Below are 21,410 nucleotides of genomic sequence, written 5' to 3'. Positions count from 1 at the left end.
CCCGCTTATTTGGCCCCATGCCTCTCTTAGGTACACTTCATTATCATTCACATGACAGAGCCTGATCCCTCACAGCCCCCCATCCCTCCCTGGAAAGCATATCCAGATACGTCACCCTACGACATTCACTGGCGCATGGGACCAGGCGAGTCCTACATCGGGATGTTTTGGGGCTGGCTTGGTCCCCAGTCGGACGAAGCCCGCTGGAACTACTTCCGCCAGCAGCTCCCCATCCCCCCCGAGTGGCTCCCGGTTGTCGCCGATGCGCTTACCGGAAGCGAGGACAACGAGGAGGTCTTCTGTCTCCAGCTCCCCGACTGCGACCGCGTCCTCGACGATCCCGCCAGCTTTCCAGGAGTCCGCCAGCTCACTACCTCGGGCCTCTGTGACTTTGCCGACTTCGCCACCTGGCTCCGCGCCAACACGCTCTACCACGACCAGATTAGCTCCTTTGAGCCCACCCTCTACGATTCGGTGCTGGAGGTTCTCCGTGCTTGGGAGGGGCCGATCACACACGTCTCCTTTACCTACAACCAGGAGGTCTCCCTCTCCGTGGAGTGCCACGCAGAGCCGAGTGCTCTCCCGCGCTTTACTCCCCTCACCGTGACCCTGCCCGGACATCCCTTTCGCGATGCCTTCTTAAGCTTCATGGGCGACACCGAAGTTCTTTTTACGCACTACATCGAGCTAGCTCGCCGCCTGCACCAGGAGAAAATCCTAGAGTCCGTCTTCGGAAATCCCGTCAAGGTCGTCTTCTACTCCCACGACAGCACCACACCGAACGATACTCTAACGGGCTTCGCAAATCCTCAATCGCCTCCGTCTCCCTAGGCCGATTTATCGGTCTTACCGCCCAGGGAAATCGCCGATTCGCCCGGTATAATGGCCGCATGTCCACCCCGTTTGTCCACCTCCACAACCACTCCGAGTTTTCCCTGCTAGATGGCGCTTCCAAGATCAAAGATATGGTCAAGTACGCCGTGGAGATGGAGATGCCCGCGCTCGCTCTCACCGACCATGGCGTGATGTACGGCGCGTTTGAGTTCTACACGGCGGCGCGTGCAGCGGGAATCAAGCCGCTGGTGGGCAGTGAGCTCTATGTCGCGACCCGGGGGCGCAAGGACCGCGATCCTAAGAAAGACGGCAACCACCACCTGGTGGCACTGGCCAAGAACGAGACTGGCTACAAGAACCTGATGAAGCTCGTGACGCTGGCATCGCTGGAGGGGTTTTACTACAAGCCGCGCGTGGACAAAGAGCTGCTTGCTGAGTACAGCGAGGGGCTGATTATCTGCTCGGCGTGTATGGGCGGCGAGCTGGCGCAGGCGGTGATGAAGCAGGGCTACGAAGAGGCCAAGAGCGTCGCGGCGTGGTACCGGGAGGTCTTCAAGGATGACTTTTACTTAGAGGTTCAGGGGCACCATGCGACCGGGCAGTGGGATGTCAATGAGCAGGTCAAGCGCATTAGCCGCGAGATGGGCATCAAGATGGTGGCGACCAACGACAGCCACTACCTGCGCGCCGAGGACGCCGACCCGCACGATGTGCTGATCTGCATCCAGACCGGCACCACGGTGAATGACCCCAAGCGCATGCGCTACGAGCCGCGCGAGTTTTACTTAAAGACCTACGCCGAGATGATGGGCGAGTTCGAGCACTTCGCCCCGGATGCGATTGAGAACACGCTAGAGATCGCGGAGAAGGTCAACCTGGAGATCGAGGTTGGGCGCGCCCCGATGCCGGTCGTGGGCGTGGATCCTGGCAGCGATGCCCAGACCACGATGACCCGCATGTGCTGGGAGGGGCTGGAGCGCCGCCTGCCCAAGCACGAGCTGGAGCACAAGGAGCGCCTGAGCTACGAGCTGGACATTATCGAGAAGACCGGCTTTGCCCAGTACTTCCTGATTGTCCGGGATATCGCCCAGCACGCCCGCACGAGCGGCATCTTCTTTGGGGTCCGTGGCTCGGCGGCGGGCTCGCTGGCGTCGTACTGTTTAGGGATTACCGACCTCGACCCCGTGGAGTACAACCTGACCTTCGAGCGCTTCCTCAACCCCGAGCGCGTGACCATGCCCGATATCGACATGGACTTCGAGGACACGCGCCGCGCCGAGGTGATCGAGCATGTCACCAAGCAGTACGGCAAGGACAACGTCAGCTACATCACCACCTTTGGAACGCTGGGCGCCAAGGCCGCTCTGCGCGATGCAGGGCGCGCGCTGGCGATGCCCCTGCCCGATGTGGACCGGATCGCGCGCATGATCCCCGCCCTGCCACTGGGAATCTCCATCAAGCGGGCCATGTACGGCTGGGAGGAGAAGGACTACCCCGGCAACCCCGAGATGGTCGCGGCCTACGAGAACGAGGAGCTGGCACGCAAGCTGATCGACACCGCCCAGCGGATCGAGGGCATCACCCGCAACGAGTCGGTCCACGCCGCAGGAGTCATGATCGCCGACAGGCCGCTGGTGGAGTACACGCCGCTACGCAAGCTCAACGACGGCTCCCTAGCGACCCAGTACCCGCACAGCTCGCTGGAGGCGATCGGGCTACTGAAGATGGACTTCCTCGGGCTCATCAACCTCTCGATTCTGGGGCGCGCGGTCAAGCTGATCAAAGAGACCCGCGGCGAGACGGTCGATGTCTGGGATATCCCCCTAAACTACGACGATCCCCGGGCACAGAAGGCCTACGACATGCTGGGGCGCGGCGAGACGACCGGGGTCTTTCAGCTGGAGTCGGCGGGGATGCGCAAGTACGTGGTCGAGCTCAAGCCCAACTCGGTCAAGGAGCTCGCCGCGATGGTGGCGCTCTACCGCCCCGGCCCGCTGGCCCACATCCCGCGCTTTATCCAGTCCAAGTTCGACCCCACCAAGATCGAGTATGAGCACCCGCTCCTAGAGCCGATCCTCAAAGAGACCTACGGGGTGATTGTCTACCAGGACCAGGTTCTGAAGATTGTCCAAGCCGTGGGCGGGCTGACCCTGGGCCAAGCCGACCTGCTACGCCGCGCCATGGGGAAAAAGCAAAAGGCCTACATGGACAAGCAGAAGGGCATCTTCATGGAGGGGGCCAAGGAGCGCGGGGTGAGCGCCAAGTCCGCGGAGAAGATCTTCGCCGATATCGAGCCCTTCGCCGGCTACGCCTTCAACGGTGCCCACGCCGCCTGCTACGCGATGGTGGCCTACCAGACCGCCTACATGAAGGCCAACTACACCGCCGAGTACCTCGCGGCGCTGATGGCGGCCTATGTCGAAAAGACCGACAAAGTCGTCAATACGCTGGAGGAGTGCGACCGCCTCGGGATCGAGATTCTCCCCCCCGATGTCAATGAGTCCGAGGCCGACTTCACCGTCAGCGAGCCCACCGACACGAAGAAGTACGAGGGCGCGATCCGCTTTGGGCTGCTGGCGATCAAGAATGTGGGCAAGGCCCCTATCGAGACCATCCTGGCGGCCCGTGCCAAGGGCGGCAAGTTCCACAGCCTCCCCGACTTCTGCACGCGGGTCTTTGCCGAGGGCCTGACCTCCAAGTCCGTGATCGAGATGCTGATCAAGGCGGGGACCTTCAAGAGTATCCACCCCAACCGGCGCGCCTTGATGGAGACCCTCGACGATGCCGTGGCCGCGGCGGCTCGTGGTGCAAAAGACGCCAAGGCCGGCCTGATCTCGCTCTGGGGCGATGATGCTGGGGAGGATGCGGCGGCGGTGGAGTCGGTGCAGCCCTTGCCCAATGTCCCGGACCACCCGCGCGGGGTCTGGCTGGGCTGGGAGAAGGAGCTGCTGGGCCTCTACCTTACCGAGCACCCCGTCAAGCCCTTCGAGCCCGAGCTGCGCCGCAAGTGGCGTGCCTGGCGCGCCGACCAGATCAGCGAGAGCACGCCCAACCAGCAGGTGACGGTCGGGGGGATGATCACGGAGGTGCGCACCAAGTACACCAAGACCGGTAGCGCGATGCTCTTTGTGACCCTGGAAGACACCAGCGGCTCCCTCAGCGTGACGCTCTTCCCCAAGTGCGCCGCCGAGTGGGGCAAGTACTGCATCGTCAACTCTGTGGTCGCCATTATCGGTCGCGCCCAGCACCGGGAGCGCATCCTGAAGTCTGAGGCGGCGGAAGAAGGTGGAGAGCCCGCCGCCGCGGATAAAAATGTCCAGGTCGAGCTGATCGCCGATAAGGTGGAGCGCATTGTCGAGAACGCCATGGCCGCCGACGCCCGCCCGCGCACGGTGCACGTCCGTATCGACGGCAGCAACCGCACCCTGCTCGGGATGGTGAAAGAGATGTTCGGCAGCAAAGAAGGCGGCTCCCCTCTCGTTGTCCACGCCGAGACAGGCAGCGGCGAGTACCTCATCAAGACCCCCATCCTCGTGGACCCCGACGAAGGCCTGATCGAGCAAGTCCGGCGCATGCTAGGAGGCGGCCACCAGAAAGCCTGGGTGGAGTAAAATACGCTATGCCTGTCCCAGATTACCAGACGTTCATGCTGCCACTCCTGAAATGCGTCGCTACTGCTCCAAAGCCTTTGAAAGTAGTTTGCGACGAGCTGGCCCAAGAATTTAAGCTCACCCCCTCCGATAAAGCAGAGACAATCCCAAGCGGCATAGCAACCTACGTCAGCAGAATAGGGTGGGCAAAGTCCTACTTAAAACAAGCGGGATTGATTGAATCACCAAGTAAAGGTATGGTGAAAATTACTGCCCAGGGTCAGAAAGTTCTAACGGATCCACCTGCCAAGATCGATGGGAAGTTTTTAGATCAATTCCCCGAGTTTGTCGCCTTCAAGAATAAAACTAAAGCCAAAACACCAGCAGCAACCGCTGCCCCGACACTCCCACTAGAAACTCCTGAAGAGACCCTCCAGCGCATTTGGGTGGAGGTAAATGAGAAGCTCGCCTCGGATATTCTCGATAAAGTGAAGCAGATGCCTCCTGCCTTTTTTGAGCGCCTTGTCGTGGATTTGATGCTGGCTATGGGTTACGGTGGCTCCCGTGAGGATGCAGGAAAAACGGTAGGAAAAAGCGGCGATGGTGGGATAGACGGAATCATCAACGAAGATCGTCTAGGGCTTGATATTATCTACCTACAGGCAAAACGCTGGAAGGAGAATGTCGGAAGTCCAGCGGTTCAAGGATTCATTGGAAGCCTGGTCAACAACGGAGCAAATAAAGGCGTCCTTCTCACGACTTCGGCATTCACCGAGGATGCACAAAAAGCGGCGAAGAAGAATCCTCAGTACAAAGTCATCTTGATTGATGGTAAGCGCCTCGCATCGCTGATGATCGAGTACAACCTTGGCGTGGGCATTCAAGAGACCTACATCGTTAAACGGATCGACCAAGACTACTTCGAGCAACCCGAGTAAGCACAGCGATCAAGTAGAGGAAGTATTCCAACATGGTCAATATTGTCGAGCGCTACGGTAACGAGATTAAACAGCTCTCCCCTGAGGAGCGGCTGGAGCTTGCAACACTGATCCTAAACAGTCTCAAAGAGGAGGTAACGGCACCTCTTCCCCGTCCGGCAAAGCGCCCCATCGGCTTGGCAGAGGGCCTTTTTGTTGTTCCCGCAGACTTCAACGATCCCCTCATCGAAGAGCTTCTAGATGCGTTAGAAGACACAATAGCTCTAGATGCGGCATACTTTGCCATTGATGAGGGTAGGGTGCATCCTTTTGATCCAGAGAGCGCACGTAAAAAAGCCAAAGCACTTCTCCAAGCGGAATTGTAAACGAAGCGTGGAGCAGAAAGACGAAGAATAACCCCATGACACCACTCGAAGCTGAGCTTTTAGACTTCCTCCTCCCCGCACCCGGCGCGGCGTGGACTCCGACGCAGACACAGGCATTTCTGGACCAAAAGGGCACCCGCTCAGCGGTCTATCTTGCGGTGGGACTGCTGATCCGCAACCGGCAGAGCGATGCGGCGCGGGCGGCGGCGGTGCTGGAGGCGCTGGTGGGCTTGCAGAAGCGCGAGCCGGGGGAGTGGCTCGGAGTCTGGCCGGGCAGCACGAGCCAGAAAGACCGCAAGCTGGACCACAACTGGCGCGAGTTTATCGGGGTGGGGCTGATTGTGGCGCGGGAGCGCTACGGCAAGCTCCTGCCCCCGGCGCTGATCAAGAAGATCGACGAAGCCCTGGTGATCGCGGCGGACGGCGCTGTCCATCGCAATGTCGGGCCGGAGTACACCAATATTGCCCTGATGAGTGCGTTCTTGATGGAGTGGGTCGGGGCGAAGCTGAACTGGCCAGACTTTGCGGGGCTCGGGCGGGAGAAGGCGCAGAAGGTCACCGAGCTGTTTAATCGCTTCCAGACCTTCACCGAGGACAACTCCCCTACCTACGGCGGGGTCGATGCCATGGGCCTAGCGCTCTGGCGCGAGCTGTCGCCGTCCAAAGAGAGCCGCACAGCGGCAATCGCCATGGAGGCGGCGTTCTGGCGCGACACGGCGCAGCTCTACCACGCGGGCTTGCGCAATCTCTGCGGGCCGTTTACCCGCGCCTACGGCATGGACATGGTGCAGTACACCGCCATCACGGGGGTAGCGATCCTGCTCCTCACCCAGGACAAGAAAACCGCGCCCGCGCCGGCGGACTGGCGCAACCGGAGCTTTGAGTGGGCCTATGTCCCGATGTTTCTGGCGCTCGGCCTGCGCTGCCCCCCCGATGCCCTCGCACACTTCAAGGCCTTTGACAAACCGCGTCGCTTGGAGCGCAAGGTGCCCCGCGCCGGGAAGGTCTTTCCCGTGCAGTGTGTCCTAGAGAAGACCTGGATGATGGGCGCGACCACGGGGCTGACGCGCGCCTGGGAGCAGCACGCGCCGGGGACGATCCACTGGCGCCTCCCCGATGGTGGCACGGGCTGGCTCCTTGTCCACGGCACCAATGGCGCTGAAGTCAAGCTTGTCGGGGAGGCGCTCCAAGTATCCCTTCCCAAGCGGAGCAGTGAGCGGCTCCGCCTTCTCTTGCACGCGCCCGGCTGTGCGCTCGGCGGCTCGACCTGGAACCTCAGCGGCCTCCGGGTCAAGCTGGAAGCGCCCCTGGGAGAGAAAAAGCTCGCCGTGATCACCGACTCGCACTTTGGAGAGGTTTTAGAGGTCTCGTGGGCGCTGCCTATGAACCTTCCGCCCGTCGTCTTGGGACTAACCATTGTCAAGTGAGGTACGCCCATGCTACTCCCGATTCCCGCGATTGTGCTCTTGCAGGACCAAGCCCCTGCCACCCTCCGCGCGCTGGACTCGCTCCTTCGTGAGGTGAGCCAGCAGGCCACTGTCCGCCTCTTCGCCGACTCCACGCTCTCCGGTGCGCGCCTTGTCGCGCCGCGCCAGACCGCCAGCGCTGCCAGCCAGATCGAGCCGTGGCTGACGGAGCTCGTGCAGGCGATTCCCGGCGGCGCAAGCTGGGTCAAGCTCTGGCTCCCGCCCGCGCCTCGGGGCAAGCGCTGGACCGGCGATGAGGTCGCCAAGTACGCCATGGGCCTGGCGCAACTCTACGGGACGGTCGGGGCGGTGGAGGAGGGTAAGTCCGAGATCCTCGCCACACAGCTCCCCGATGGCCCCGCGCAGGCAGTCAAGGATGCCCTCAAGCTCCAGCCGGTCTACCTGCTCACCCGCCGCGGGACACGCACCTTCGCCGGAAAGTGGAGCGCGACCTTCGGCGAGCTCACCCTGGAGATTCACGGCAACCGCGTCACCGGTACCTATCCGTCGAGCGAGGGCGTGCTTGTCGGCACCTTGAGCGGGGATCGGCTCACCTTCACCTGGACCGAGCACGACAGCTCCAGTGGCCGGGGCTGGTTTGTCCTCAGCGACGATGGCGAGTCGTTTTCGGGGAAGTGGGGCAGCGGCGACGAAGAACCCAACCGGGACTGGACCGGGAAACGGGTCTACCCCTGAGAACGAGTCTCTGGGCTTAAGAGGGCGCACGCCTGCCTGCACAGGCAACAAGTCTGTTTGGCTACGGAGGTAGCCGTTGCCCTTTTAAGCCAGAAGACTCGTTCGTCCGGCAACGAATACCTTGCGCACCCCGCAAAAAGCCGGTACAATTCACTTCACTGCGGGAGTAGTTCAGTGGTAGAGCGTTTGCTTCCCAAGCAAAATGTCGCGAGTTCGAGTCTCGTCTCCCGCTCTCAAAGCCCTCTGTTAAAACCAGAGGGCTTTTGTTTTTGGGAGGTAGGGAATGCAGCAAGGGGCGCGTTATGTGATCACGGCGGATCATGCCACGGGAGTCTACCGGGTTGGGGAGACCGTGCGCTGGAGCATTGTCTGGGCCGGCGAGGGAACTCCGCCCGAGAAGCTCGACTATGTCGTCAAAAAAGGCGGCCTCACCGAGATAAGCAAGGGCAGCATGGTGCTGAGTGGCGGCAAGGGCCAGGTAGAGGCGCGCTTCGACGAGCCGGGGACGCTTCTCTTGGTGGTCCAGGGCTCCCGAAGCCGAGGGGGCGCAGTGGCGGCCCCGGAGAAGATCGCGCTCTCGGCCAAGCGCCCCGCCGACTTCGATGCCTTCTGGGCCGCAAAGGTGCGAGAGCTGGAGCGCGTCCCTGCCAATCCCCAGCTGGAGCGGCAGCCGTCGGGGCGGGCGGGGGTTCTCTACTCCAAGCTCACGATGGACAATATCCGTGGCACCAAGATCCGCGCGCAGCTCGCCCAGCCCGCCGGGCAGACCAAGCTCCCCGCGCTCTTGATTGTCCAGTGGGCCGGGGTCTACGGGCTCCCCAAAAACTGGGCCACCGACCGCGCCGCCGAGGGCTGGCTGACCCTCAATGTCATGCCCCACGATATCCCCTTCGACCAGCCGCCCGCGTTTTATGAGGCGCAGAGCAAGGGGCCGCTCAACAACTACCCCGCGATCGGCAACGACAGCCCGGAGACGAGCTACTTCTTGCGGATGTATCTGTCCTGCTACCGCGCCGCGCAGTACCTCACGGAGCACCCGGACTGGGACGGAAAAACACTCGTTGTCATGGGCACGAGCCAGGGCGGCTTGCAGTCGCTGATGACCGCGGGCTTCCACCCCAAGATCACCGCCGCGCTCGCCAATGTCCCCGCCGGCTGCGACATGCTCGGCCCCGACTCCGGCCGCATGCCCGGCTGGCCGATGTGGGTCTTCAATGCGCAAGGCAAAGACGAAAAGAAAGTGCGTGAGGCCGCCCGCTACTACGATGTCGCCAACTTTGCATCGCGTATCACCTGCCCCGTGCTGATCGGCTGCGGCCTAATCGACGAGACCTGCCCCCCGGCGGGAATCTTCGCCGCCGCCAACCAGATGCGCGGCCCCAAAGAAGTTGTGATCCTCCCGATCTCCGGCCACCAGAACGAAAACGGCTCCCAAGCCCCCTACGACAAGCGCTGCTACCAGGACTGGCTCCCCGCGCTCCGTCAAGGCAAGCCGATCCCCCGATAGAACCCACCCGGCTGCTCGTTCCTCACATCCCCCCTCCCTGCCGCAGGGAGGGCTGGGTTGGGTTCGAGCGCGGTATAATCAAATCCCATGTCCACCAGCAAGAAGGAAGAGAAAAGCGGCCAGAAACGCACCGTCGCCGTGAACCGCCGCGCCCGCCACGAGTATTTCATTGAGGAGACCTATGTCGCCGGGATGGTGCTCGTGGGAACCGAGGTCAAGTCCCTGCGGGCGGGCAAGGCCAACCTCACCGACGGCTACGCGCGCATCGAGAAGGGCGAGCTCTGGCTCCACAACCTGCATATCGCGCACTTCACCCAGGGCCACGCCAGCAATGTCGAGCCGACCCGCGTGCGCAAGCTCCTGCTCACCCGCAAAGAGATCGACAAGCTCATGGGCCTGACCCAGCAGAAAGGGCTCGCGCTGATCCCGCTGGCGATTATCTTCGAGCGCGGCTTCGCCAAGCTGGAGCTCGGGCTGGGGCGCGGCAAGAAGCTCTACGACAAGCGCGACGATATCGCCAAGCGCGATGCCGACCGGGAGGCACGCCGCGAGGTCTTTGGGCGTGGTTAAGCTAGTCACGCGCGGCGACGATGCCGGCTCGTGTGTGGCCGCCAACCGCGGGGTCGAAGAGGCAGCGCGCTTTGGCGTCCTGCGTAATGCGTCGGTGATGGCCTGTGGCCCCGCGTTCGACGATGCCGCGGAGCGCCTGCGCGGGATTCCCGGCCTCTGTATCGGCCTGCACCTGACCCTGAACTCTGAGTGGGACAACGTTACCTGGGGTCCCCTGACCGACTTCCCGATCCTCAAGGACGAAAGAGGCGTCTTCCCCCAGAGCCCTATCGACCTGCCCCGCGGCGACGAAGCCATTGGCGCGATGCTCCGTGAGGCACAGGCCCAGCTCGACCGTATGCGCAAGGCCGACCTCGCCCCAGAGTACCTCGACGAGCACATGGGCGTGAGCTCTTGGGTAGTTCACGAGCTACGCGAGCCACTGGTCGCCTGGGCGGAGTCGCAGGGGCTGATGACGGTCTACCACATCCCCCATCTGCCGGGAACAGGCTCGCTGCTGGAGCGCCTGAGCGAAGACTTAACCCAGACCTATGTCTATGTCAGTCATCCTGCAATCGACGATGATGGCGAGCTACGCCAGCTGGGAAATCGGAAATTTACCGGCGAAGAGATCGCCCTAGAGCGCGACACCGATCGCAAGATGTGGTGTGACCCCGTGCTCAAGCAACAAAAAAATCTCGCGTTTATTCGCTACACTGACACTTTGTGAGGAAACATGGCTAGGACAGTAAAGGTGCCCGTTCTGGGACAGTCGGTTGAGGAAGTTCGTATCGTGCAGTGGTTCAAGAAGATCGGCGACACGGTCGCGATCGGGGAGGCACTGGGCGAGCTGGAGACGGACAAGACCAACATGGAGTTCGCCAGCACCGAGGCCGGTGTGGTCCTGGGCTTTCTCGCCCCGGTCGATTCCTATGTCAAGGTAGAGTCCCCGGTTGTCTTGGTCGGGGAGCCGGGGGAAGCCCCCCCTGCCCCCACAAGTGAAGAAGCCAGCACTCCTGCCGTCGTGGCCCCTGCGCCCACGCCCGCTGTGGCCCCCACAAGCTCCCCCATTCTTGGGGGCGGGGGGGGCCAGCTGGATGCCTCGCCGCGTGCCCGCCGGATCGCCGATGAGCTTGGGGTGAGCATCCGCGACCTCGCCGGGAAAGGCACCGGCCCGGGGGGGCGCATCATCGAGCGCGATGTCGAGGCCGCCCATGCCGCACTGACCGCCGCCGCCACGCAGGCAGAAGCCCTCCTCACTCCCTCGCTTGCGGGGGCCGGGGGGCTCCGTGTCTCTCCCCTCGCACAAGCCATCGCAACGGGTGAGGGCGTCAACCTCACCGAGGTCGCGGGCAGCGGCGCGGGCGGGCGCATCACCGCCGACGATGTCCGGGCGGCGGCTGTGCCCGTTGCCCCCCCCGCCCCCACGAGTGTGGGAGCACGGACCGTGCCGTTGGCTGGGCTCCGCAAGCGGGTCGCCGACAACCTCAGCAAGTCCGTACGGGAGAAGCCGCATGTCACGCTCAACCTCTCCGTGGACATGACCGAGGCCAACAAGCTCCGCAAGCAGCTCCTGCCCGCCATCGAGAAGTCCGACAACGTCCGCATCTCCCCCACGGATCTCATTGTCAAGGCGTGCGGCCATGCGCTGAAAGAGCACCCGATGGTCAATGCCCACATCAGCGGCGACACGCTCACCCTCTTCGATGCCGCACATATTGGGCTGGCGGTCTCCCTCGGCGACGATGGCTTGATCGTCCCCGTCATCAAGGATGTCCAGAGCAAGGGCCTCACCCAGCTCGCCAAGGATCGTGTCGATCTGGCCGCACGCGCACGGGCCATGAAGCTGGCGAGCGATGAAGTAACTGGGGGGACGTTCACGATCACCAACCTGGGCAACTACGGGGTCCAGTCGTTTAACCCGATCATTCCCCCGCCACAAGTGGCGATTCTCGGGGTCTGCGCCATCACCGACACGATTGTGGCGGTCAACGGCCAGCCCGCCGTGCGCCCCATGATGGGCCTCTCCCTCAGCTTCGACCACCGCGCCCTCGACGGTGCCCCCGCCGCGGCGTTTCTGGCACGAGTCAAAGAGCTGCTGGAGACGCCGGGGTTGTTGCTGGCTTAATTCGGCCCCGGACGGAGATCGTCGGGCTATGGGGCGTCGTTCCTCCGCCGCGCCTTCGGCGGATTTCTACCGACGAGGCACGAGGAGGAGGCGCGAAGCGCCCCATAGCCCGGACGATCTCCGTCCGGGCTATGGGCGCGGGGCAGAAACTACTGCTTGACCTTTAGCTCCGCCCCGCTGCGCTGGTAGTCGCCTAGCAGGTGCTCGGCGAAGTACTCCAGGGTGAGTTGGTTGAAGTAGGGCATCATGTCCCCGAAGCTATGGTCCTGACCAGGCAGGATCATAAAGTCGAAGCGCTTTCCGGCGCGGATGAGGGCGTTCACCAGCCGGATCGTCCCACCAGGGTGGACATTGTTGTCCATGTCGCCGTGGACCAGAAGCAGCTTGCCCTTGAGATTGCCCGCAAGCTCCGCGTTGGTCGGAACCTTGATCTCAAACTTGGTCTCGCCCGTGGGCTTGCCGTCTTTATCCAAGACGGGAACCTCCTTGAGACCGTGGTGTTGCTCGCTCCAGTTGGCGTTGTAGATATTGTTGTCGTGGTTGCCCGCACTGCTAACCCCCACCTTGAAGAACTCATTGTAGGGCGGCAGGAGAAGCGCCGCCCCCGTCATGAAGCCGCCGCCGGAGTGACCAAAGATGCCGACCTTATCGATATCGATCCACGGGTAGCGTGCCGCCAGCTGCTCGATTCCCGTCTTCTTATCGGCGAGGCCGTAGTCGCGCAGGTTGTAGTAGCCAAAACTATGGTAGGCATTCGAACGTGCCGGGTTGCCGCCCCGGTTGCCGATCTGGATCACGATAAAGCCAAGCTGGGCCAGCCGGGCGTTGTTGGCGCTCACCGTAAAGCCCGAGTTCACCGACTCGGTCTGGGGACCGGGATAGACATAGGCGATAATCGGGTACTTCTTCTTGGGGTCGAAGTCCGTCGGGCGCCACATATTCCCGTAGAGGTCGTTCACCCCATCGGCGGCCTTGACCGTGAAGCGCTCGGGGAAGCGCCAGCCCAGCTCCAGTAGCCGGCCGAGCTTGCTCTCTTCCAGATCCAGGAGCACCTTGCCATCGCGGTCGCGTAGCACGGCCTTGGGCGCCAGATCGGTACGGGAGTAGACATCGACCACAAAGTCCTTGCTCGGCGAGAGGCTCGACGTATGATCGGCCTCGGTGGAGTCGGCGAGCACCAAGCCGCTACCATCTAGCCCGACTCGGTAGAGATGCTGGTAGTAGGGGTTCTCCCCTGTCTCGCGGCCCTGGCCCACAAACCAGAGCTGCTCTTTCTTGTCATCGACCTCGGTGATCTGCGACGCGCGAAACGGGCCGCTGGTCACCGCGTTCTTGAGCTTGCCGTCGTTGCTGTAGCGATAGTAGTGCCCCCAGCCGGAGCGCTCGGAGAACCAGAGAAAGTCCCCGCCGGGCTTGACATACTTAACCTCTTGTAGCTCCAGAAACGCATTCTCCACAGACTCCGCGACCATCGGGGTGACGACCTTGGTATCGAGGTTGATCTCGCAAAGCTCCGCGTGGCGCTGGAGCCGGTCGCGGCGGACAAAGCGCAGAGCAGTCGAGACAGCGTCCTGGAAGTGGACATTGCGCACCTGCTGGTCCTTGTACTTCTCGATCGGGAGCTTCTCCAGGGTCTTGCTGGCGGGATTGAAGGCAAAGAGCTCCTGGTGCCCGACACCGGGCTCGCCGGGCATGGCGTACTTGTAGCTCAGCAGCGATGGTCGCGGCTCGGTGAGCGAGTTGACCAGAAAGAGCTCCTTGACATCGCGCGAGTCGAAGCGGCTGACAAAGAAGCGCTTGGAGTCCTTGGACCAGGTCACCCCCGCGCGCACGCGCTGCTCGACCACAGGCGGCGGAGTCGTGCCCCCGCCCGTGCCCTGCTGCCCGCGCCGCCGGGTCCCGCCGCCGCCAAAGACCCCGCCTCCGAAGCCACCGTCGCGGCTCCCGAAGCTGTAGTCCTTCTCGCCGTCTTTGGTCAGCTGGATCGGCGGCTGCTCCTTGCCATCGACCACCTCCACATAGTAGAGATTGTGCGCCATGGCGTAGACAAAGGCTTTCTTATCTGGCGACCAGTTGCGGAAGTCCCGCGCCTCGGTCTCCGCTGCTGCTGTCCCCTCCTTCGGCGCGACCTTGAGCGTCTCCTTGGTCAGGTCGTACTCATAGCGCGTTGTTTTCGGCGCGGCAGGCGGTGTCACAGGGGCGGTAGGAACCTCGACAATCGTGAAGAACATCCGGTTGGCGTCTTTTTCATCGAATGTCACGGTCGTGAAGGGCAGGTTGGTCGAGTCGTAGGGCTTCTGGGTCAGCTCCGAGAGGAGAGCGGCCATCTTGGCGGAGTCGAAGAGCGGGGTCTTCTTCTTCGCCTTGGGCTCAACCTTCCAAAACTTGCGCCCGGAATCGTCGCGCCAGGTGTACCAGAACGTGTCGGTCTTGTTGATCCAGCCGGGCGTGAGGGTTGTGCTGGGCGTGAAGGGCAGGAGGCTCTCGGCGGTAAAGCGGCTGGCGAGCTTCCAGTTGGCTTTCGGGGCCTCGGGCTGTGCGAGGGTCGCCACAAGGGCGGGGATCACGGGAAAGAGCATAGCGTTTTAGATTCCATCCAGCCCGTACTCGTCCACGGGCGAAAAGTAAATAATAGTGATGAGGCTGTCTTCGGAGATCGGACGATCATAGACACGCGAGAGAAGGGTAATCACCTCCTCTTTCGTGCGAAACTCCGGGTTCTCCCGCTGGATATCGCGGGGTGTGAGGTCGCGGATGGGCTTGACCTCGACCATATCGAGGATGGCCGTAAAGAGCTTGTAGCGCCGCCCAAAGCGCTGACCGAGGGTCACCCAGACAAGCTGACCGGACTGGTACTTGCCCGACTTATCCCCCAGCCGGATAGTCGCCGACTTGCGCCCCTTGCGGAGCGCATCGCCGTAGAGCTCGTTATAAAAATTAAGTGCGAACATCGGGAATCCGTTCGACGCCTTCCCTGGTAAATCCTGCCCAATAAATCCACCCCATTTGGATCGCCCCCGTTGGAGGGGGGCGTCTCGCCCCGATGAACCGGGGCGTCTTGCTGTCCTCGTGCCTCGGACACAAAGGCCTTCCGGCCATAGTGAGGGAGTAGGCGTGTCCCTTTCCGGGCTAGAGGGTTGGCTGTATACTAAGGGACACTCATGCTGTTACTGGCTCTGTTGCTCCTGATCGCTCTGCTGGTCCTGCTACTGACTCCCATCTTGCCCATGCGGCGACGGCAGGGAGGCGTGGCGAACTTTCCGTTTGTCACGGTGGGGCTGCTGGTGCTCAACACCCTTATCTTCCTGGGGAGCCTCAGTAGCGGCGAGGAGTTTGTGCGCCAGTGGGGACTCACCCCCAGCCACCTACAGCTCGTGCCGCTGGTGAGCTACGCCTTTCTCCACGCCGATATCTTCCACCTGCTGGGCAACATGATCACGCTCTATGTGATCGGGGTGCATGTCGAGGAGGCACTAGGCAATCTCCCCTACCTGCTGGCCTACCTGGCGGGGGCGCTACTCTCGGGGCTGGCGCATGCGCTGCTCTGCAACCTGCTCTCACCCGCCGCGGCAAGTGTCCCGCTGATCGGGGCGTCGGGGGCGATCTTCTCGGTGCTGGGGCTCTTTGCGGTGCGATTCTGGCGAACCCGTGTGCGGCTCTTCTGGATTCCCGCAGTGCCCGCCAGTGTCGCGGTGGGGATCGTCATGGTGCTCCAGTGCTTTCTGGCGATCCGCTCCTTTGTCACCGACGGCTCCGACCAAGTGGCCTACACCGCGCACCTCTCGGGCTTCTTGTTTGGCTTCGCCCTCGCCTTCCCGCTGAAGGTTCTGGAGCAGAGCGCACGGGAGTACGGGATCGAGGACGCCGAGAAGGCGCTAGCAAACGGCGACCTCCCGACCGCGCTGCGCTACTACCGCGAGCTCCTGGTGCGCACCCCCACCGATGGCGGGCTGGCCCACACGCTCGCGCTGGTCCATGTCCGGCTGGGAGAGCAAGACGCCGCCCACCGCTACTTCACCGAGGCGCTCGATCTCTTCTCCAAGCAGGGCAACGCCGCAGCCGTGGCGCGGGTCTACAGCGATGCCCAGCGCAACCTGCTGAAGGTCTCGCTCCCCGTGCGTCTGCTACAGCGGGTCGCCAGTGCCTGTGAAGACGCCCAGCAGTACGAGCTGGCGCGTCAGGCGCTGGCCGATCTCTGCCAGAACTTCCCCCACACCGCCGATGCCGAGCTAGGAATGCTGAAATTGGGTAAACTGCACCTACTGAAGCTCGGACAGCCACAGATCGCTCTGGGCATCTTTGCCGAGTTCCTGCGGCTCTACCCCAGCTCGGAGTGGGCCAACCATGTCCGAGGGCTGATTACGGAAAACCAGAATGCTTCTTGATCCCGAGTTTGTGCAGAAGCTGGAGAGTGCGCTTCCCAGCAGTGAGAACGAGGCGCGCCGCGCAGGGCGCCGGACACCGCGGAGCGAGTCGCTGTTCCGGCTGGCACGACGGAGCGAGCCCACCCGCAAGTCGACCCGGCTAGAGCGCCTGCTGATCCGCCTGCTCCGCCTGGAGAACACCACCCTCCATGTGCTCCTCGATGCCTCGGTGGCGATGACCTTCTCGGGCTACACCCCGCCAGAGCCCTCCCCCAAGTTCGACTTCGCCCGCCGCTTCACCGCTGCGCTGGGCTACGCCACGGCGCTCCGGGAGCAGCGCTTCGAGGTTACTGCCCTCTCGCCCGCACGCGGCGTCCGCAGCCCCGTGCTCCAGCAGCCCGAGGACATCGGGATGGTCCTGCACTACCTGGAAGGGCTCCGCGCAGGCGGAACCCGCAACTTCGCCTGGGCCCTGCGCAAGCGGGTCCGCCGGACCTCGCGCCGCTCACTCTTTCTGCTCCTCTCAGACTTTCGGGACCGCAACTGGGAGTGGGGTGCGCCCGCGCTTTTGACCGGTGAGGCCCGTATTGTCTTGATCCACCTCATGGACCGCTCCGAGATGGGCGAGGGCGGGCTAGGGCTGCGCATGGAGGACGATATCCGCCAGCGCCTCGCCGAGCTTGCACAGCGCTACCAGCTGGAGTATCTGATCGTCCCCACCGACACCCCACTCGAAGAGGTCTTTCTCCACGCCGCCGGCGAGCGCTAAAAAATCCGTCCCCAGACCGAGGGGAAACAGACACAACGGGCGTACAATGCAACTATGAAAGCGCCCCCGCTCCGTCTGCGCACCCAGCTCAAAGAGTCGCATATCAAGGCTGCTGCGACCACGGCCCTGGCCACCCTGGGATTTTTTGTCCTCCTCGGCCTCTTTGGAAACCGCCCCAGCTCGAACTTTCTGGAGCGCCTCCTCCCCAGCGCCCTCGTGCTTGCGCTGTCCTCCGGGGTGGTGGCGGGAATCTCGGGCTACCTCTCGGCGAGGCGGCTGGCGTGGCGCTTCGATGCGATGAGCAAGGCCGCCGATGCCTGGGCGCGGGGGGACTTCTCCGCCATGGCCCCCGAGGCGACCGATGAGATGGGCCAGCTCGCGGGGCGGCTCAATCGTATGGCCACAGAGCTGCGCGATCTCATGGCGCTTCGGCAAGATGTCGCTACCCTAGAGGAGCGCAATCGCTTGGCACGGGACCTCCACGACACGGTCAAGCAGCATCTTTTTGCCGCGTCGATGCAGATCGGAGCCGCCAAGGCGCTCCTGCCGGCCCAGCCCGAGCTCGCTCTCACCCGCCTGGACGCCGCCAACGACCTCGCCCAGCAGGCCCAGCGCGACCTGACCAGTGTCCTCCAAGAGCTGCGCCCCGTGAGCGCACAAGGGGCACCGCTGGCGATCCTGCTCAAGGGCCATGTCTCGGACTGGAGCCGCCGCAACAGCATCCCCACGACCTTTGAGAGCGATGAGCTCCCCTCTCTCTCTCCCGAGGCTGCCAACGGGCTCCTCCGTGTGGCACAAGAGGCCCTCGCCAATGCCAGCAAGCACAGCGAGGCAACCCGCGTGGAGGTCTCGCTCCGCCGCGACGATGCCGGGGGGGTTCGTCTTCTGATCCGAGACAATGGCCGTGGCTTCGATGCCCGCCAGCACCGGCTCTGCGGTGGCGAGGGCTTTGGGCTCCACACGATGCGCGAGCGCGCCCAGGCCCTGCCAGGCGGCCGCTTCCAGCTCCTCAGTACCCCCGGCGCAGGCTGCTGCATTGTCGTGCGCTGCGATAGCGCGGCACGTCCGGCACGCATGGACGACTTCCTAGGGATGGAAGACGCGATTCGCCTGCTCTAACCTGCCCATGGACGAGATCACGGTTCTACTGACAGACGACCACGCTATCGTGCGGCAGGGAGTCCGCGCCTTTCTGGAGACCCAACCCGACCTGAAGGTTGTGGGAGAGGCGGGGAGCGGCGAGGAGGCGATTCGGCTCTGTGAGCAGCTCGCGCCCGATATTGTCCTGATGGACCTGCTCATGCCCGGGATGGGCGGTGTCGAGGCGACCCGGCGGGTGAAGGCGATCAGCCCACGAACCCAGGTGATCGTGCTCACCAGCTACCACGAGGACGAGCACGTGGTCCCGGCGATCCGCGCGGGGGCACTCTCGTATCTTCTCAAGGATGTGGCGGCGGGGGAGATCGCCACAGCCATTCGCAAGGCAGCTACTGGCGAGGTCACCCTCTCTCCCGCGATCGCGGCGCAGATGATGAAGGCAGTCAGTGGGGAGCGCAAGCCCAGCGAGCCGCCCCCCCCCGAGTCCCCCTTGACCACACGGGAGCTGGAGGTGATCCGCCTAATCGCCGATGGCCTCTCCAACACCGAGATCGCCGAGCGCCTCTTTCTCTCCGAGAAGACCGTCAAGAGCCACGTGAGCAATATCCTGGCCAAGCTCCATGTCACGGATCGTACCCAAGCGGCGGTCTATGCCTGGCGCGAGGGGCTCATGCGGCCTTGAGTTGGGGAGGGAGCGCGGCTTCTTTCTCAAGCAAGAAAGACCCGATCGCCTCCGCGCTTAAGGGGCGACAGAAGAAGTAGCCCTGACCGTTGGTGCACCCCAGCTCTTGCAAAGAGTCCCACTGGAGCTGCGTCTCGATTCCTTCCGCCGTCGTGGTAAGGTTCAAGGCATGGGCCAGCTCCAGGATCGCCTGGATAATCGCGGTTGCCTCGGAGTGCTCTTCGAGGCCACTCACAAAGCTCCTATCCACCTTGATAACATCGAGCGGGAGCTGGGCAAGCACCGCCATCGACGAGTAGCCCGTCCCGAAGTCATCGGCTGCGATCCGAATCCCGCTCTTGCGAAGCCGAGAGAGCCGGTCGACGACCAGCTCTGGGTGCTGCATCATCACACTCTCGGTCACCTCAAGCTCCAGCTGTCCTGCGACAATCCCCAGTCTCTGGAGGGTCGCCTGGATCCGCTCGACAATGTCTTCCTCTTGTAGCTGGCGGACGGAGAGGTTGATACTCAGCTGGAGGGGCCGACCCAGCTGCCTGCTCCAGGCGACCACCTGGCGGCCCGCCTCTTCGAGAACGAAGGCTCCAACCGCGCCGATGAGTCCCGCCTCCTCCGCCACGGGGATAAACTGCGCCGGGGAGATCGCACCGAGCGTCGGGTGGTTCCAGCGGGCCAGTGCCTCCACCCCCTGAATCCTGCCCTCTGTCAGCGAGAAGATCGGCTGGAAGGCGATCGTCAGCTGCGCAGGATCGTCGGCGAGGGCATGCCGGAGCTCGATCTCAAGCTCAAGCCGACGGTCCGCCTGCTGTTTCATCTGGGAGTCGAAGAGGGCCATCCCCCCCTTGCCCTGGGACTTCGCGACATACATCGCCGTGTCCGCGTTTCGGATCAGATCCGTGGCACTCTCTTGCCCCGTAAAGAGGGCGGAGCCCATACTCAGTGTCACCACGAGACGCTTATTTTGCAGCGGCAGGGGTGCCTGAAACGCCTCCTGGAGCCGGGTAGTGACCAGCTGGACCTGCTCGGGCTCTCGTACGCCGGGAAGCAGGAGCGCGAACTCATCCCCACTGAGCCGTGCCACCAGGTCGTTAGCTCGTAGAGCAAGGAGCATGCGCTCCGCCGCCAGGCGCAGCACGAGATCGCCGACTTCGTGGCCAAGGCTGTCATTGATCACCTTGAAGTTATCCATGTCCATGAACACCACTGCCAAGCCGCGGTCAGACTGCTGGGCAAGGGCGAGGGCGCTGTCGAGCCGCTCGCGGAAAAGAGTCCGGTTGGGGAGGCCTGTCAAGGCATCGTGGTAGGCTTGGTGGGCCAGCGCCTCGGTGCGCTCGGCCACCCGCTCCTCCAGCTCATTGCGTGCCTGCACGAGCACTTGCTCCTGTACGAAGAAGTCCAGCACGAGCCGGGCGAGGTCCCCAAACTCATTTTTCTGGTGCAGGAGCGGCCCCAGTGTCGCGGCATCTCGCCTCTTGAGGGCATCGGCCAGGAGTCCAATCGGTCTCCCGATCCAGCGGATCAGCGCCACTCCCACCAGCACCGCCACCAAGATCGCGATGCCCACAAAGTAGGCTTCGGCCTGGACAACGGAGTCCTCGATCACCGGCCCTAGGGAGTCCAGCATTCGGGCACGAAGGGTCGCCACCGGGACATTGTTATTATCCTTTAGGCTCGTGTCAAAGTGTTGGGACGTAGGGAGCAGCTCGGTCTGAGCCCCCATCAGCAGCGAGAGCCGGCACTGGGATAGCGTCTCCAGGGACGAGAGGTAGCTACGATCAAGAAGGCGCCCAATGACGATATAGCCAAAGTAAGCTCCCTTGTGCTCGGCGTCCTCACCCCGGTGGATGGTCGTCCCGTAGAGCTCCCAGACCGTGCTTCCCTCCACCTGATACCAGCGGTGTGCCTTCGCGGCGGGACGCAGGCTAAAGACATCCACCTCGTGGATCTTCAGCGTGTTCTCCGGGCGACGAAAGCTCGTCAGCACGCAGCGCTGGTCCCGTCGGTAGATCCAGAGCCCGTCGGTGTTCTGCCCCTTTAGCACGGAGATCAGGTTGTTCTTCGCCCAGGTCTTATCGCCCGTGTCCAAGAACGTCCGCAGGTCATCCCAGTAGCCGTAGTCGTAGGTCAGCCCCGCGAGCTGCTGCGACTTGAGCTGGATGATCTGCTCCATCAGCTCTTTCTTGGTGGTTCGCTCCTGGGCATTCAGGTGGGTAAGCTGGTGCTGGGTCTCGCGGGTCCAGGCCACAGCCAGAGCGAGAATCAGAACACTGAGCACGAGGAGGAAGATAGGCAAGCGAGCGCGCACAGGAAGACTTTCCAGTGCTCGAAAGGGACGGAAGCGGCGCTCGGACATTAGATTAGATTTTCCTAAATCCTATTTTTGGCATCTGGTTGGAATTTGAATAGGTCAGAGTTTCCTTTGCGGAG

General features: G+C 62.9%; 17 protein-coding genes and 1 tRNA gene. 15 read left to right on the top strand and 3 right to left on the bottom strand.

Features of this window, described 5'->3' with window-relative positions; all coding sequences use genetic code 11:
- The first annotated feature begins 51 nt into the window (after positions 1-51).
- The 11 genes from HNQ39_RS18480 to HNQ39_RS18430 all read left to right on the top strand — a co-directional run bounded on the left by HNQ39_RS18480 (position 52) and on the right by HNQ39_RS18430 (position 12,073).
- Entirely contained in the window at positions 52-831 is a 780-nt protein-coding gene (locus HNQ39_RS18480; protein WP_184199871.1) for a hypothetical protein, read from the top strand.
- Positions 832-890: 59 nt separating this feature from the next.
- On the top strand, positions 891-4,445 hold the full coding sequence (locus HNQ39_RS18475; RefSeq protein WP_184199868.1) for a DNA polymerase III subunit alpha: 3,555 nt from the start codon (positions 891-893) through the stop codon (positions 4,443-4,445).
- A gap of 8 nt (positions 4,446-4,453) precedes the next feature.
- Entirely contained in the window at positions 4,454-5,362 is a 909-nt protein-coding gene (locus HNQ39_RS18470; protein ID WP_184199866.1) for a restriction endonuclease, read from the top strand.
- Between the two features lie 32 nt (positions 5,363-5,394).
- Positions 5,395-5,727, top strand: coding sequence for a hypothetical protein (locus HNQ39_RS18465; RefSeq protein WP_184199863.1), 333 nt, complete (start codon positions 5,395-5,397; stop codon positions 5,725-5,727).
- Positions 5,728-5,762: 35 nt separating this feature from the next.
- Entirely contained in the window at positions 5,763-7,154 is a 1,392-nt protein-coding gene (locus HNQ39_RS18460; protein WP_184199860.1) for a hypothetical protein, read from the top strand.
- 9 nt (positions 7,155-7,163) lie between these two features.
- A complete protein-coding gene (locus tag HNQ39_RS18455; protein WP_184199857.1) occupies positions 7,164-7,889 on the top strand; it encodes a hypothetical protein in 726 nt (241 codons plus the stop codon).
- Between the two features lie 160 nt (positions 7,890-8,049).
- Positions 8,050-8,121: transfer RNA gene (locus HNQ39_RS18450), tRNA-Gly, on the top strand.
- Positions 8,122-8,172: 51 nt separating this feature from the next.
- Positions 8,173-9,396 carry an acetylxylan esterase gene (locus HNQ39_RS18445; protein WP_184199854.1) on the top strand — a complete coding sequence of 408 codons (1,224 nt, stop codon included), beginning with the start codon at positions 8,173-8,175 and terminating at the stop codon, positions 9,394-9,396.
- Positions 9,397-9,483: 87 nt separating this feature from the next.
- Entirely contained in the window at positions 9,484-9,966 is a 483-nt protein-coding gene (gene smpB, locus HNQ39_RS18440) for an SsrA-binding protein SmpB (protein ID WP_184199851.1), read from the top strand.
- Positions 9,959-10,675: a ChbG/HpnK family deacetylase gene (locus HNQ39_RS18435; RefSeq protein ID WP_184199848.1), complete on the top strand. Its 717-nt coding sequence runs from the start codon at positions 9,959-9,961 to the stop codon at positions 10,673-10,675. Before smpB ends, HNQ39_RS18435 begins: the two co-directional genes overlap by 8 nt.
- Positions 10,676-10,681: 6 nt before the next feature.
- A complete protein-coding gene (locus tag HNQ39_RS18430; protein ID WP_184199846.1) occupies positions 10,682-12,073 on the top strand; it encodes a dihydrolipoamide acetyltransferase family protein in 1,392 nt (463 codons plus the stop codon).
- A 149-nt stretch (positions 12,074-12,222) separates the two neighbouring features.
- On the opposite strand, the gene HNQ39_RS18425 is transcribed toward HNQ39_RS18430, so the two are convergent.
- Positions 12,223-14,652, bottom strand: a complete 2,430-nt coding sequence (locus HNQ39_RS18425) for a S9 family peptidase (protein ID WP_184199843.1) — start codon at positions 14,650-14,652, stop codon at positions 12,223-12,225.
- Positions 14,653-14,658: 6 nt separating this feature from the next.
- Positions 14,659-15,024 carry an ASCH domain-containing protein gene (locus HNQ39_RS18420; protein WP_184199840.1) on the bottom strand — a complete coding sequence of 122 codons (366 nt, stop codon included), beginning with the start codon at positions 15,022-15,024 and terminating at the stop codon, positions 14,659-14,661.
- 210 nt (positions 15,025-15,234) lie between these two features.
- Here HNQ39_RS18420 and HNQ39_RS18415 point away from each other — a divergent pair, with 210 nt between their 5' ends.
- Genes HNQ39_RS18415 through HNQ39_RS18400 form a run of 4 tightly spaced genes read left to right on the top strand, consistent with a single transcriptional unit; the run spans position 15,235 to position 18,986 of the window.
- On the top strand, positions 15,235-16,458 hold the full coding sequence (locus tag HNQ39_RS18415; RefSeq protein ID WP_184199837.1) for a rhomboid family protein: 1,224 nt from the start codon (positions 15,235-15,237) through the stop codon (positions 16,456-16,458).
- Entirely contained in the window at positions 16,448-17,206 is a 759-nt protein-coding gene (locus HNQ39_RS18410) for a DUF58 domain-containing protein (RefSeq protein WP_184199834.1), read from the top strand. Before HNQ39_RS18415 ends, HNQ39_RS18410 begins: the two co-directional genes overlap by 11 nt.
- A gap of 54 nt (positions 17,207-17,260) precedes the next feature.
- The gene (locus HNQ39_RS18405) at positions 17,261-18,325 is read left to right on the top strand and encodes a sensor histidine kinase (RefSeq protein ID WP_184199831.1); all 1,065 of its coding nucleotides are present in this window, start codon (positions 17,261-17,263) and stop codon (positions 18,323-18,325) included.
- A gap of 7 nt (positions 18,326-18,332) precedes the next feature.
- Complete coding sequence (locus HNQ39_RS18400) at positions 18,333-18,986, top strand: response regulator (protein WP_184199828.1); 654 nt, start codon at positions 18,333-18,335, stop codon at positions 18,984-18,986.
- Here the strand turns inward: HNQ39_RS18400 and HNQ39_RS18395 are convergent.
- Positions 18,973-21,336, bottom strand: coding sequence for a putative bifunctional diguanylate cyclase/phosphodiesterase (locus HNQ39_RS18395; RefSeq protein ID WP_184199825.1), 2,364 nt, complete (start codon positions 21,334-21,336; stop codon positions 18,973-18,975). The two genes, HNQ39_RS18400 and HNQ39_RS18395, sit on opposite strands and share 14 nt — an antisense overlap.
- Positions 21,337-21,410 lie beyond the last annotated feature (74 nt).

Origin of the sequence: Armatimonas rosea (assembly GCF_014202505.1) — a bacterium.
Lineage (GTDB): Bacteria > Armatimonadota > Armatimonadia > Armatimonadales > Armatimonadaceae > Armatimonas > Armatimonas rosea.
The sequence above is the reverse complement of the archived record's forward strand: the minus strand, read 5'-3'. Positions and strand labels throughout refer to the sequence as shown.

Excerpts from the sequence above, each read along its gene's own strand:
- HNQ39_RS18470 (WP_184199866.1), top strand. The coding sequence starts at position 4,454 with ATGCCTGTCCCAGATTACCAGACGTTCATGCTGCCACTCCTGAAATGC.
- HNQ39_RS18420 (WP_184199840.1), bottom strand. The coding sequence starts at position 15,024 with ATGTTCGCACTTAATTTTTATAACGAGCTCTACGGCGATGCGCTCCGC.
- HNQ39_RS18415 (WP_184199837.1), top strand. The coding sequence starts at position 15,235 with ATGCTGTTACTGGCTCTGTTGCTCCTGATCGCTCTGCTGGTCCTGCTA.
- HNQ39_RS18400 (WP_184199828.1), top strand. The coding sequence starts at position 18,333 with ATGGACGAGATCACGGTTCTACTGACAGACGACCACGCTATCGTGCGG.
- HNQ39_RS18460 (WP_184199860.1), top strand. The coding sequence starts at position 5,763 with ATGACACCACTCGAAGCTGAGCTTTTAGACTTCCTCCTCCCCGCACCC.
- HNQ39_RS18395 (WP_184199825.1), bottom strand. The coding sequence starts at position 21,336 with ATGTCCGAGCGCCGCTTCCGTCCCTTTCGAGCACTGGAAAGTCTTCCT.
- HNQ39_RS18445 (WP_184199854.1), top strand. The coding sequence starts at position 8,173 with ATGCAGCAAGGGGCGCGTTATGTGATCACGGCGGATCATGCCACGGGA.
- HNQ39_RS18425 (WP_184199843.1), bottom strand. The coding sequence starts at position 14,652 with ATGCTCTTTCCCGTGATCCCCGCCCTTGTGGCGACCCTCGCACAGCCC.
- HNQ39_RS18410 (WP_184199834.1), top strand. The coding sequence starts at position 16,448 with ATGCTTCTTGATCCCGAGTTTGTGCAGAAGCTGGAGAGTGCGCTTCCC.
- HNQ39_RS18480 (WP_184199871.1), top strand. The coding sequence starts at position 52 with ATGACAGAGCCTGATCCCTCACAGCCCCCCATCCCTCCCTGGAAAGCA.
- smpB (WP_184199851.1), top strand. The coding sequence starts at position 9,484 with ATGTCCACCAGCAAGAAGGAAGAGAAAAGCGGCCAGAAACGCACCGTC.
- HNQ39_RS18475 (WP_184199868.1), top strand. The coding sequence starts at position 891 with ATGTCCACCCCGTTTGTCCACCTCCACAACCACTCCGAGTTTTCCCTG.
- HNQ39_RS18455 (WP_184199857.1), top strand. The coding sequence starts at position 7,164 with ATGCTACTCCCGATTCCCGCGATTGTGCTCTTGCAGGACCAAGCCCCT.
- HNQ39_RS18465 (WP_184199863.1), top strand. The coding sequence starts at position 5,395 with ATGGTCAATATTGTCGAGCGCTACGGTAACGAGATTAAACAGCTCTCC.
- HNQ39_RS18405 (WP_184199831.1), top strand. The coding sequence starts at position 17,261 with ATGAAAGCGCCCCCGCTCCGTCTGCGCACCCAGCTCAAAGAGTCGCAT.
- HNQ39_RS18430 (WP_184199846.1), top strand. The coding sequence starts at position 10,682 with ATGGCTAGGACAGTAAAGGTGCCCGTTCTGGGACAGTCGGTTGAGGAA.